This is a genomic window from Enterococcus hirae ATCC 9790, assembly GCF_000271405.2.
Lineage (GTDB): Bacteria > Bacillota > Bacilli > Lactobacillales > Enterococcaceae > Enterococcus_B > Enterococcus_B hirae.
This window is the reverse complement of sequence record NC_018081.1, coordinates 222,143-235,412: the sequence shown is the minus strand read 5'-3', so window position 1 is coordinate 235,412 and position 13,270 is coordinate 222,143. Positions and strand designations below refer to the sequence as shown.

Annotated in this window: 12 protein-coding genes and 1 pseudogene; 10 read left to right on the top strand and 3 right to left on the bottom strand. The window is 37.3% G+C overall.

Translation table 11 applies throughout. From position 1 onward, the window contains the following. Positions 1–6 precede the first annotated feature (6 nt). The 5 genes and pseudogenes from EHR_RS01230 to EHR_RS14345 form a co-directional block, all read left to right on the top strand. A complete protein-coding gene (locus EHR_RS01230; RefSeq protein WP_010738316.1) occupies positions 7–564 on the top strand; it encodes a histidine phosphatase family protein in 558 nt (185 codons plus the stop codon). Between the two features lie 440 nt (positions 565–1,004). After that, positions 1,005–2,081, top strand: coding sequence for a DUF871 domain-containing protein (locus EHR_RS01225; protein ID WP_010719888.1), 1,077 nt, complete (start codon positions 1,005–1,007; stop codon positions 2,079–2,081). Then, entirely contained in the window at positions 2,068–2,964 is an 897-nt protein-coding gene (gene murQ / locus EHR_RS01220) for an N-acetylmuramic acid 6-phosphate etherase (protein ID WP_010738315.1), read from the top strand. Before EHR_RS01225 ends, murQ begins: the two co-directional genes overlap by 14 nt. A gap of 13 nt (positions 2,965–2,977) precedes the next feature. Beyond that, positions 2,978–4,966 (top strand): glucose PTS transporter subunit IIA, encoded by a 1,989-nt coding sequence (locus EHR_RS01215; protein WP_010738314.1) that lies wholly within the window; start codon positions 2,978–2,980, stop codon positions 4,964–4,966. Positions 4,967–5,209: 243 nt separating this feature from the next. Next, positions 5,210–5,470 (top strand): annotated as a pseudogene (locus EHR_RS14345) (IS5/IS1182 family transposase); the annotation flags it as partial. Here EHR_RS14345 and EHR_RS01210 read toward each other — a convergent pair. Then, entirely contained in the window at positions 5,453–5,854 is a 402-nt protein-coding gene (locus EHR_RS01210) for a hypothetical protein (RefSeq protein WP_010738313.1), read from the bottom strand. The pseudogene EHR_RS14345 and the gene EHR_RS01210 overlap by 18 nt on opposite strands. Positions 5,855–6,481: 627 nt before the next feature. Beyond that, entirely contained in the window at positions 6,482–6,931 is a 450-nt protein-coding gene (nrdI, locus tag EHR_RS01205) for a class Ib ribonucleoside-diphosphate reductase assembly flavoprotein NrdI (protein WP_010719884.1), read from the bottom strand. Between the two features lie 207 nt (positions 6,932–7,138). On the opposite strand from nrdI, the gene EHR_RS01200 reads away from it, so the two are divergent. Beyond that, positions 7,139–8,563 (top strand): basic amino acid/polyamine antiporter, encoded by a 1,425-nt coding sequence (locus EHR_RS01200; RefSeq protein WP_010738312.1) that lies wholly within the window; start codon positions 7,139–7,141, stop codon positions 8,561–8,563. Positions 8,564–8,725: 162 nt separating this feature from the next. On the opposite strand, the gene EHR_RS01195 is transcribed toward EHR_RS01200, so the two are convergent. After that, positions 8,726–9,046, bottom strand: a complete 321-nt coding sequence (locus EHR_RS01195; protein ID WP_010719882.1) for a DMT family transporter — start codon at positions 9,044–9,046, stop codon at positions 8,726–8,728. Positions 9,047–9,517: 471 nt separating this feature from the next. Between EHR_RS01195 and EHR_RS01190 the strand changes: the two genes are divergently transcribed. The 4 genes from EHR_RS01190 (at position 9,518) to EHR_RS01175 (ending at position 13,236) form a co-directional block, all read left to right on the top strand. Beyond that, entirely contained in the window at positions 9,518–10,204 is a 687-nt protein-coding gene (locus tag EHR_RS01190; protein WP_010719881.1) for a DUF969 domain-containing protein, read from the top strand. A 1-nt stretch (position 10,205) separates the two neighbouring features. After that, positions 10,206–11,150 (top strand): DUF979 domain-containing protein, encoded by a 945-nt coding sequence (locus EHR_RS01185; protein ID WP_010719880.1) that lies wholly within the window; start codon positions 10,206–10,208, stop codon positions 11,148–11,150. A 55-nt stretch (positions 11,151–11,205) separates the two neighbouring features. Continuing rightward, on the top strand, positions 11,206–11,850 hold the full coding sequence (gene pcp, locus EHR_RS01180; RefSeq protein ID WP_010738311.1) for a pyroglutamyl-peptidase I: 645 nt from the start codon (positions 11,206–11,208) through the stop codon (positions 11,848–11,850). A gap of 90 nt (positions 11,851–11,940) precedes the next feature. Further along, entirely contained in the window at positions 11,941–13,236 is a 1,296-nt protein-coding gene (locus EHR_RS01175) for a hypothetical protein (RefSeq protein ID WP_010738310.1), read from the top strand. The last annotated feature ends 34 nt before the right edge of the window (positions 13,237–13,270 follow it).

The following is a 13,270-nucleotide window of genomic DNA, read 5'->3' as shown; positions in this document are numbered from 1 at the left end:
TGAATAATGTTATATGTAACTAGACATGGCGAGACAACTTGGAATGCAGCAGAACGGGTCTGCGGGAGAGCGGATGCCCCATTAACAGAAAAAGGGCAAAAACAAGCGGAGAAATTGGCTGAAAAAGTTTCAGAATTACAAATCCCAGTCACGAAGATTATCCATTCCCCTTTACAACGTGCAAAAGATACAGCGCAAGCCGTTGCCGATAAACTTCACTTGCCAATGGAAGTAGATGAACGGTTAATCGAAATGGATTTTGGGGAATACGACGGGATGCCAAGTCATGAAACAATCTTTCAAGAAGCACGACAAGAATTTGCGGTGCGTTTTCCAAATGGTGAATCAGTGTTAGATGTTTATGCTCGAGTTGTTCCATTGATCGAAGAATGTCTTGCTGATGAAGAGAATGTCTACCTATTAGTTTGTCATAATGCGTTGATTCGTATCATGAACGCTTATTTCCATCCTATGCCAAATGAGACATTCTTTGATTTTTTTGTTGAAAATACGGAATTAGTTACTTTTCCTAGTAAACATGAGCTGAACACTATAAAGTCTTAACTCATTTTTGGCGGGTAGCAGCGGAGTCAAACATTCGTATCATGAATCAAAAAAATAGTTGATTTCTGAAACCGATAAGCGGAAGAATCCAAAAATAGTTTTTGCTATTTTTGTCATTCTTCCGTTTATTTACGTGGCTTTTTGTCAATAAGGACTGATGAGTTGTATAAAATCAAATAGAGGTCAGAATGAACCAATGATTGATGCGTATTTTTGTTCTGTCATTCAGCGCATGAAACACTTTTTAGTCGGTGTGTCGTTCTTTCTTTAGTTATATAATTAGCCATTAATCTTTGAAATCGCCTATCATTATCAACCAACGAAAACGCTTTTAGAAATAAAATTAATTTATTTTTATAAAAATGTTGAAATTTTATTTCACAAGAGGTATACTCTGTTCATAGAAATGAATACGGATACATCGCGTGAGGGGGAGACAGATGTTTGGTTTTTCGATTTTTATGAATGAAGCTTTAACGATAGAAAAAAAAGCTTATATCCAAAAGATGGCAAAGAATGGGTTTGATGGGATATTTACTTCTATGCATATTCCTGAAGATGATGCTAGTTTATATAAAAAACGGTTAACAGAACTAGGCGAATGTGCCAAAGAAAATCAATTGGATCTAATGGTAGATATTTCTGGAGATGCTTTAAAACATGCTGGATTTTCGATGGCAGATTTAGAGCCATTAAAAAAGATTGGCGTTACTGGGTTACGAATGGATTATCATCTTTCAAATGAACAAATTGCGAATTGGAGCCATCAAATCAAAATCAGTTTAAACGCCAGCACGATCACTCCACAAGATGTCACAGAATTACAAGTCGCTAATGCAGATTTTTCTCAACTTGAAGCATGGCATAATTACTATCCGCGTCCCGAAACTGGATTAGATCGGAAATGGTATCAAGAAAAAAATCATTGGCTAAAAGAACAAGGCTTTACAATCCAAGGTTTTGTGGCAGGGGACGAAGCCTTACGTGGTCCGTTATATCAAGGTTTACCTACTTTAGAAAGTCATCGACATGTCCATCCTTTAGCTGCTGCTCTGGATTTGATGTCATGCGATACAGATTTGATTTATATCGGTGATGGCGGACTTTCAGAAGAAGTTCAAGAACAATTTGCCATGTATCAAAGAGAACAAACAATTTTACTACATGCTGAAGTAATTGATGCCCAGTTTTACGAGTATATTTTAGGAAACCATATGAATCGGCAAGATGAGGCAAGAGATGTTATCCGCAGTGCGGATGCACGGTTTAGAAACATCCCTCAAATTCCTCCTCGTGATACGAAAGAACGAGCAAAAGGAACGATTACTTTAGATAATGAACGATATCTTCGTTACATGGGGGAAATTCAAATTACTAAAAAGGATTTACCAGCAGATGAAAAAGTGAATCGAGTCGCTCAAATAAGCGAAGCCGAGTTACCGCTACTTGAGCAAATCCGTGCAGGGGTAAATTTTAAAATAATTAGAAGAGAAGGAAAAACAAATGAAGCAAATTAATTTAGAAAATCTAACAACAGAGCGACGAAATCAACAAACATTTGGACTTGATGAAATGAGTGTTACCCAAGCAGTTCAGCTAATGAACCAAGAAGATCATAAAGTAGCCGAAGCCGTTTCAAAAGAATTGGCTAGCATCGAACCAGTGATCCAACAGACGATTAAATCTTTCCAACAAGGTGGTCGATTGATCTACATGGGTGCCGGTACAAGTGGTCGTTTAGGTGTGCTAGATGCTGCAGAGTGTGTACCAACATTTGGTGTAGAACCTGAGATGGTCATTGGCTTGATTGCTGGTGGTGAAGCAGCCATGACAGTTGCGGTTGAAGGAGCAGAAGACTCTTTAGAGTTAGGGAAAGAAGATTTAGTAAACTTAGGATTAACTGAAAATGATATGGTCATCGGGATTGCCGCAAGTGGTCGTACACCGTATGTGATTGGCGGTTTAGATTATGCTCGTACAATCGGTGCGACTACTGCTACAATTTCTTGTAATAAAAATGCTGAAATCAGTCAACATGCCGATTATCCGATCGAAGTTGATGCAGGACCTGAGTTTCTAACCGGTTCAACTCGCCTAAAATCTGGTACAGCACAAAAATTGATTTTGAATATGATCTCAACAATTAGTATGATCGGGATTGGCAAAGTGTTCAATAACTTGATGGTCGATGTGAAACCGACCAACGAAAAATTGATTGAGCGTTCAAAACGAATCATTATGCAAGCAACAGAGGTTGACTATCAAACCGCTGAGAAGTATTTTAATGAAGCAGATAAAAATGTGAAATTAGCGATCGTGATGATTTTAACCAATAGTGATAAAGCGACAGCAGAAGAAAAATTAGTTGAAGCAAACGGCTTTGTAAAAGGAACCTTATGAGGGGGAAGAACCAATGGCTAAAAATGAATTGACTTTAGAAAAACTAGCAACGCGGATCTATGCTGGTGTAGGCGGAATGGGCAATGTCGAAAGCATTGTCCACTGCATGACCCGTGTTCGAATGAAGATCATTAATGATGAGCTTGTCGATGTTGCAAAATTGAAAGCGATACCTGGTGTATTAGGCGTTGTTGAGGACGAACAACTGCAAGTGATCATCGGTCCTGGTAAAGTGAACAAAGTAGCACAAACGATGGTAGATCAAGCAGGTGTAAAATTAGGAGAACAGATTTCTTCAGGAAATAGAGCTTCTGATAAGTCGTCAGCCTCAGGAAAAGATTTGGTAAATGAGAGAGCGCAAGCGATGAAAGCTGCTCAAAAAAATAAACAAAAACCTTCAAAAATCAAATCAATCTTGAAAGATATTTCGAACATTTTCGTCCCTATGATTCCAGCATTTGTCGGTACTGGGATCGTGGCAGGGATTGCTGCGGTACTAGCAAACTTAGTGACAGCGGGTACATTAGATGCAGCAACTTGGCAACAATACATTGATATCATGAACATTCTAAAAAATGGTATGTTCAGTTTCTTAGTGATTTATACAGGGATCAATGCAGCTCAAGTTTTTGGTGCAACACCAACTCTTGGTGGTGTTATCGGTGCGGTAGTCTTATTAACAGGCATGAATCCAGAAGCGCCACTTAAAAACTTATTCACTGGAGAAGCGTTAGCTGCAGGTCAAGGTGGGATTTTAGGTGTTATTTTTGCTGTCTGGTTATTAGCAATCGTTGAAAAAAAATTGCATAAAGTTGTACCAGATTCCATTGATATTATTGTTACCCCTACATTATCATTGATTGCTATTGGCTTAGTCGAAATTTTCTTCATCATGCCACTCGCTGGTTTCATCTCAGATGGAATGGTTGGCGGAATCAACTGGGTATTAGGTGTAGGTGGTGCCTTTTCAGGATTTGTCTTGGGGACACTATTCTTACCGATGGTTATGTTCGGATTGCATCAAATCTTAACACCGATCCATGTCCAAATGATTGATGAAACAGGAAAAACACTATTATTACCTATTTTGGCGATGGCTGGTGCCGGACAAGTCGGAGCAGCATTAGCATTGTGGGTTCGTTGTAAAAAAGATAAAGAATTGACTGAAATGATCAAAGGTGCGTTACCCGTAGGAATCTTAGGAATCGGTGAACCATTGATCTACGGTGTGACACTGCCGTTAGGACGTCCATTCATTACCGCTTGTATCGGTGGTGGTATTGGTGGTGCTGTTGTTGGGATGATTGGAAATGTAGGTGCTATTGCGATCGGGCCTTCTGGTGCTGCTTTGATCCCATTGATTTCAGATGGAAAATGGTTAGGGTATGTCTTAGGGCTACTCGCTGCTTACGCAGGTGGTTTCCTAGCAACATTCTTCTTTGGTATTCCTAAAGAGCAATTGGAGAAAGAAGAATTAGCTGAAGAAACAACAACTGAAATGACACCAATGACGGAAAATACAGGAGCAGTCAGCACAAGTGAAATTTCATTAGCTGCTGTAGCTGATGGAGTAGTTGAATCACTTGAAAAGGCAAGTGATCCCGTATTTGCTCAAAAAATGATGGGAGAAGGTTACTTTGTTGAGCCAATCAATGGGCAGATTTATTCACCAGTAAGTGGAACGATCAGCTCAGTGTTCCCCACTAAACATGCGATTGGTATCACAACCGCTAATGGATTAGAAGTGTTACTTCACATGGGGATCAATACAGTTGACCTTGGTGGTACACCATTTGAGGTGAAGGTAACAGAAGGTCAGTTGGTGACACCTGATACACTTGTTGCTCAAGTCGATTTAGCAGCAATCAAAGCTGCCGGTAAAGAAACTTCGATGATGGTTTTAATTACCAATATGGAGAAAGTAAAAAATTTCGTTTTAGAAAAAACAGGTGAGACAAAAGCCAAAGCGAAGGTCATGACTGTTGAAGCTACAAAAAATTGAACGAAGTAAAAGCAGATAAAGAATAGAGAAAATTCGAGCCTGGGACCAAGTGCGGTCTCAGGCTCTTTTCTATGATTAATAAGAGGGAAAAATAATTGTAGTACCTTAGACCAAATAACTCTTAATCTAATTGATCATTCTAAAATATACAATAAGCAAGATCGCCAAATACAAGTCAATTATTATAGGCACTAGTTCAAAGCAAAATGTTAAAAAAGTTGAGAAAGAGTGTGATTTATTCAAGACAAAAAATCTATGGTAAACAGTGTAAAGGCTCACTTGGCGTTCCATCGTTTTCACTTGCGTGGGAAACAAGGAGAAACGATTGATATTGGCTCGGTACTCATGGCACTTAATTTGAGAAAATTAGGGAAACACATGAAGGAAAAAGTGTCTAAAATAAGAAAAATAAGCCTGATTTTGACATTACGTATCAAAACCAGGCTTATTATATCTTTGGTAGATGATTGTCCCAACATCGCCTATCTATTTAGCAACAAGTAATAAATGATTTTTCAAACTATCTAGTTCGTTTTCTTTCTCTTTTCCAATCATGAATTCCTCTTTGTCTATAGTTACCTTATTTACTTTTGAAATCTGAATCTCTTGTACAACATTATTGTTTTTATAAAACTTTATTTGATAGTTGAATCTTTTTTGCTTTGATGTCAGTTTCATATCATAACGTTGAGCATGTTGATCCGATTTATTAAACAGAACATTAAGGTTTCCTATTAATGTTTTTAAAAAATTGGGGTCTGTAGCTTTCCAACTTTTTTCTTTTCCTTCGTCATCTTTAACAAAAATCACTGCTTTATCGACTTCTTCTAAAGAAACCACAGGATCATTCTTTTGCTTGCAAGCACCTAAAAATAATAAATAAAACATTGAAAATAACACAACAAGAAATTTCTTTTTTTAATGTTTTTTCACCACCTTGTTTATAATCTAGTGTCAAAAAAATATAAAATAACATATAAAAAATCTGGATATTTCTATTTTTATTATACCTTTTCCTTTTTGTTCTGTTAAGTTAACGTTTGCAATATGCTTGGTTATATTAAGATTATTTGAACTGAATAGCTTTAAAAAGAGTATGGGGAATTTTATTTCTTCCATTTTGACTAGTGATTCTCTTTCGAACTGTCTATGTTTAAGTTTTTGATAACAAATTTTTCTGACAAAAGTAATCTAAACGAAGGGGAGATCCATTGAAATAGAATTAGAATCTGATACGATAACTTTTTATAACGGAAGTCTATGAATGGGGCATCATGTGGATGACGAGTGTTTTATCTTAGCCAGAGCTTCCTAACAAGTTCACACAATAAATCACAGTGTTGGAGGTGACACAGTTTACTTCTATTGTAATGTAAAATAGTCGCAAGTGATGGATGAAGGATATTCGATAAGCGGATTACTGAATGAGTATAAAGCCTAAAAAAGAAAAACAGAGAGGAAACTTACCAACTAAGTTTCCTCTCTGTTCTCTGTTTTGATCGAATTTTTTAGAAATTATTGGTTAGCTGTTTCGACTAATTTTTGATATACTCGCTCAACATCTGCTGGGGTTCCCCGTAATTCATAGTCGGCGAGGAAAGGGAAGCCAAATTGGCTGGCGTATTGTTTAGCGGTTAAGCAATATTGATTATTAAAATTTTTGTTTCCACTCCCTACGACACCCAGACAAAGCGTATGATTGTCTTCGTATTCCAGATATTCACGCATGGTTTCTGTTAAAATTTCTGTATCACCGTTATCTAACCCATTTCCTCCATCTAAGTAAGTGGGTACAAAAGTGAAGAAAGGTTCACTCTCTTGTTGAAAGTCACTATTTTCATGAATTTCTTTTAGCGTGATTTCTGGTAATTGAGGATTTAACTCATGTTGGTTCGCAGCATATTCAGCAAGTTTTTTAGCGAAAGCTCGTGTGTTTCCAGAGATCGATATATATAGAATGTTCATTACATTTCCTCCAATTCTTGTCTCCAGTATAGCATTTTTTTATCAATTTTTGGAAAAGGTTTTCCCTAAATGAATATGCAAGATTCTTGTATAATTAGAAAAAATAGTTACAATTATATTTCTATTAGAATTTTTATGAATAAAGTAAAACAGGTGAAGATTTGTTATACTTTTGGTAAAAGCGGTTTATTTTGGAGGATGCTTAAAATGGATACAGAGCAACAGAACAAAGGAATAGGATTGTTTCCACTAGCGGCCTTAGTGATTGGGTCAGCGATAGGAGGTGGCGTATTTGGTATTATGACGGACATCTCCGGATCGGCTGGTGCCCCAGCTATTTTTAGTTGGGTGCTAGTTGGAACAGCTATGTTGATGCTCTCGTTATCAATCAATAATATCAATAAAAAACGTCCAGAGCTGGAAGGTGGTATTTTCAGCTATGCAGAAGCTGGTTTCGGACGTTTTGCTGGATTTATCAGTGGTTGGGGTTATTGGCTTACTTGTTGGTTGGGGAACGTAGCCTTTGCTACGTTGCTAATGAGTGCTTTAGGTTACTTTTTCCCAGTATTCGACGGAGGTCAGAATATCGCTTCGATCGTTATGAGCACTTTGTTTTTATGGGGATATGCTTGGCTAGTCAATCGTGGGGTCGAAAATGCAAGTTATGTGAACGCTATTGTAACGATCTGTAAACTTGTCCCACTATTTTTATTTATTGTTGTAGCAATCAGTACCTTTTCACTGCAACAATTTATCGATAATTTTTCTAGTGATATCATATTGAGTGCGAATGGCCAGCCCGTGCCATTTTCTAGTCAGATATTGAGCTGTATCATGGTGATGTTATGGGTGTTTGTTGGGATCGAAGGAGCTTCTGTGGTTGGTTCTCGTGCAAAGAAAAAATCAGATGTAGGGAAAGCAACGATCCTTGGTATTTTTGGTTTAATCATCATTTATGTTTTAGTTTCGATGTTACCTTATGGGACAATGTCAATGAAAGAATTGCAAGGAATCCAAACACAGCCAGCGATGGGCTATGTGTTTGAAATGATGGTAGGAAAATGGGGAGCAATCTTGATCAACGGTGGTTTGATCATTTCGCTTGTAGGTGTCTGGTTATCTTGGACGATTTTACCGATTGAAACCATGAGGAATATGGCAGATGCTAACTTATTACCGAAACGCTGGGGTCAAGTCAATAAAAAAGGTGCGCCAACATATGCTATTGTCTTAACGACGATTTGTACTAATGTTTTCTTACTTTCTTTATTGTTCACGGATAGTGCGTATAATTTTGCTTACACACTTGGGACAGCAGCGATATTCTTTACTTGGTTATTCTTAGGTCTTTATCAGATGAAACTATCTTATCAAAGAAAAGAATGGGGGCAATTCTTTATCGGCTTTTTAGCCAGTGCATTTCAAGTCTGGGCAATGCTCGTGGTTGCTTTCAATGAAGTGATGTTAGTGTTAGTACTCTTCTTACCTGGGATCTTCTTTTATTTAAGAGCCCGGAAAGAACAAAATGAGCCAATCCCTCATCTTCACTTAGATAAATTTTTATTAGTCGGTGTCACAATGATCGGACTAACAGCAATGATTCTATTTGCTACAGGCGTTTTACATGTTTAAATACACAAATATGTTAAATTAAGTCATTAAAAAAGCCAAATAAACGGTAATTCATGATTCTAATAAAAGAATCGTTAGCAAAACCGGTTATCTGGCTTTTTTTGATGTGTTCATGCACCTACTATTGTTTTGGTCTGATCAACCATTCCTGATAATGTAGGATCAATGTCCACTCGTTATTTTGATTCCGACCAGACTAATCAATAATAAGCCAACGAAAAACCAAGTGGCTAATGTCAGTTTATCATGAAACAAGACGACACCAATGATCACTGAACCAACGGCACCGATTCCGGTCCAAATAGGATAGGATAAACTCATTGGTAACTGTTTGATCGCCTTTGATAAGAGATAAAAGCTGGCGATCATGCCAATGACTGTGTAGAAAGAATAATTCAATTTAGAAAAACCATCACTCCATTTCATCATCGTAGACCAAAAAACTTCCAAGATTCCCGCTAAGATTAATTCAAACCATGCCATATTAATCACTCCATTTACACAAAAAAGAGGAGTAGCATTCCTCCAAAGACCTAATGGAATGCTTATCCTCTTAATACTACCCGGCGATAGTTGTGTCATTATTTTGTTAATTGAAAGGATAACACAGAATAAAAAATAAGGGTAGTGATAAGCTAAAACGTGAACCAATTTGAATCGGCCATTCGATTTAGAAGTCGTTTTTTGGAGGAAAACACCTATGCTAAAGTGTTATTTTAGATAATGAAGCACGTTTTTGTTTGTTTTTTGTTCATTTGTTAGTTAACAAAAATAAGATCTCAAAAAATTTGAACTGTAAACGAGTTGTTTCAATCGTAAGTGATTTTTCTAATTTTTTTATTGAATTGACTGAATTTTTAAAAAATATAATGAGATAATTGGATTTTATCTATATTTTCATGGCTTTTTGATTTATAATAAAAAAATATCTTGTAATTTTAAGGAGGAAGTCAAATGGAGAACTATCTTAGTCTTTTAGGTGTCTTGATCGTCATTATCGGTTTTGCACTAAAATTAGATTCAATTTTGATCGTAATGGTCGCACTGATTGTCACCGCATTGACAGGCGGTTTAGGAATTGAAGGAATGTTAGAAACTTTAGGAACAAGTTTTGTCAATAATCGAGGAATGGCTATTTTTATCATTATTATGTTGGCAACAGGTACACTGGAACGTAATGGTTTGAAAGAATCAGCAGCTTCGCTTATTAAGCGCTTTAAGAAAGTATCAGCTGGAATGATCATTGATATCTATGGGGTCTTCCGTATGATCTTTGCAGCGTTCAATGTCAGCTTTGGTGGAGTTGCCGGTTTTGTTCGCCCAATCATCATGCCAATGGCTTTAGGAACAGTCGAATCAAAAGGCCTGGAAATTGATCCACAACATGAGGAAGAATTAAAAGGCATGTCTTCTGCGATGGAAAATATTTGTTGGTTCTTTGGTCAAGTATTATTCGTTGGTGGAGCAGGTGCGTTGTTAGTTCAATCGACTTTAAAAGGTCTGGGTTATGAAGTGACACTAGGACAACTTGCTTTGGTTGAAGTACCAGTTGCTGTCGTTGCACTGATTGTTGCAAGTATTTATTTCTACTTAAGAGAGAAAAAATTAGCGAAAAAATATTATTCAGGAAAGGGGCAATAATATGAGCTTTTTTACAGATCCTGAAATTTTATTAGGGGATAAATTATTAGAAATATTATATATCATCATGGGGTTAGTTCTTATTTATACAGGAATCAGAAATATTAACGATAAAACGAATCCTCATCGATACGGTTCTGCTTTTTTCTGGACAGTATTAGGAATCGTAATTGCTGGTGGAAGATGGTTACCTGCGATCGTCAACGGTCTTTTGATTTTTGCCATGACAGTTCCAGCGATTGCAAAGAAAGTCAGCAAAGGAGAAAGTCGCTTACCTTCTAAACAATACATGGAAAAAATGTCTGATAAATTAGGAATGAAAATCTTTATTCCGGCATTGAGTATTGGGATCTTTGCAATCTTGTTCGCACTCTTTACTAAGCTTGGCGCATTAGTTGGTGTTGGTGTTGGTGTTTTTGCCGCAATGGTGATCATGATGTTCTTCTCACGAGACAATCGACCAACTACTTTCTTAGATGATGCTGCAGATATGCTAGGAACAGTAGGACCTTTAAGTATGTTACCAATGCTCTTGGCATCATTAGGAGCGGTTTTTACAAGTGCAGGAGTAGGGACAGTTATTTCTAATGCAGTCGGGCAAATCGTTCCCGAAGGTAATGTGAATGTCGGTATTATAATCTATGCATTGGGTATGGTTATCTTCACGGTGATTATGGGGAACGCCTTTGCAGCGATTACGGTAATGACTGTAGGGATCGGTGCACCGTTTGTATTCAGTCACGGCGCAAATCCAGCACTAGTGGGAATGGTTGCTCTGACCTGTGGGTTCTGTGGAACCTTGTTAACACCGATGGCTGCAAACTTCAATGTCGTGCCTGTGGCAATGTTAGAGATGAAAGACAAATACGGCGTAATCAAGAACCAATTATTCGTAGCGATCTTCATGTTAGTGTTCCAAATCGTTTATATGATTTTATTTAAATAAGAAAAAACTCTATAATAATAGTTAGTTTATATTGAGAATAATGGAGGAATGTAAAATGAAAGTACTAGTAACTGGTTTTGATCCATTTGGTGGAGATAAAGTGAATCCTGCTTATGAAGCAGTGAAAAAAATGCCTGATGAAATTGCTGGAGCACAAATTATCAAAGTGGAAGTCCCAACGGTTTTTGCTAAAAGCAGCCAAGTTGTGGAAAAAGCAATCGAAGAACATCAGCCGGAAATCGTCATCTGTGTTGGACAAGCTGGTGGACGTTCAGCTGTTTCATTCGAACGAGTAGCAATCAATTTAGCAGAAGCTAGAATTGCTGACAACGAAGGAAACCAACCTTTTGATACAGCGTTAGAACCAGATGGACCAGCTGCTTATTTCACTTCTTTACCGATTAAAGCAATGACAAAAAATGTCCATGAACATGGATTACCTGCTTACATTTCGTATACAGCGGGTACCTTTGTTTGCAACGACATCATGTATCGTTTGCTTCACTTGATTGAGACAAAATTCCCGACGATTCGTGGCGGATTTATCCATGTGCCATTTTCACCTGATCAAGTGATTGATCGTCCAGTAGGCACACCATCAATGTCATTAGATGATATTGCCGCTTCTTTGACTTATGCAGTAGAAGCAGCCGTAACAAATGATCATGACATTGCTGGCAATGCAGGAACAACTCACTAATTTTTACAAATAATGTAGTGAAAAACAAATCATTGTGTCGACTGGTCGAATTAGACCAGTCGATTCTTTTTTTGAAAGGAAACATAAGTAATGAACGACTGGCAAAAGGTATTTAAAGAATGGTATCCCAAAGAAATCAATCAAGTCTATCCAATTAAGATATCAAAACAGTATACAAGTAATCAGCGTTGGGAAATCTATGAAAAGTTGACGACGAAACAACGTCAATTAGTTGATCAACATCGACGCTACTTGATCAATTCCCAATTTATAGAAGAAAATTATTTAGCAGCGACTGATTGGGTCTTTTCCGATTTTAAAATCAATCCTTTTTTTCGTACCAAACGGCGACAACAAAAATTATATTGCGAATGCGGTCGTGAATTAAAAGTGCAATATATCGTTCATTCACCAAAGACCGGTAAGAGCCTTTCTTTAGGGATCAATCACTTTGCTGAACATTTACACGTAAGCCCGCAAATCGCAACATCTATCAATCAAGGAATGACTAAAGTCGATTTAGCACTAGACGAATTATTGTGGCTGAAACAGCAAAACGTGGTGTTTCCAGAAGATTTATGGCAAGAATATTGTTTTATGCTCTACCAAAATCGAAAATTAAAAAATCCCTATTTGCCTGATCAAAAACTAGTTGCCAGGGTTGTGGATTTTCGTGAAGCAGATATGCCAATTTATCTTGCTGATTATCAAGCGCTGAAACAAGAGATCTCACGTATTGCAACGCAATTAGAGGGAACCCCTAAAAAAATTCGTGGGAAGAAAGAACTATTTGAAGATTTTTCAGAAGAATTAGTGAAAGATGTCGAGACTTTTTTAACGAATTACCGAACTTTTTTGCAAAAAGACTGGGCGTTGATCGCTGTTGACGGGGGTGAACAACTATCATTGACCTTCTTTGAAACATTCATCCAGCAATTAAGAGCAACTGGACGCCAACAAACTCCAGAACAACAGAGTAAAATGACCGAATATGCACGCAAGCAGCGATTTATCCAATCCGAGGTGTATCTTTTCATCTGGCAGCAATATTGTCGTTATGGTTTCACAGAAGGCTTCTTTGATAGTATTCCTAGAGTCATGAGAAATGGTTTCTTGAAGGTCTTACGAAAAGAAAAAGAAATGAAGCAAACAGTGATAGCCAACGAAAATGTGTCACAGAAAAAGGTAGTCACCGAGGAAGTATGGGATAAAATTGCTGTTGAGTTGAAAACGAAAAAAGTGATGACCATTTTAACAGAACTAAATGAAAATGACTATTCCTTATCGAAAGAACAACAACATGCGTTACAATATTTCCAACGATTAGAAAAAGTTTTGCAAACAGAAAGTTCAAAAACTAAGCAATTATTAAAAAGACTATTGTGAAAGTCGATAGGGTAAAAATAAGCTAGCTACCACC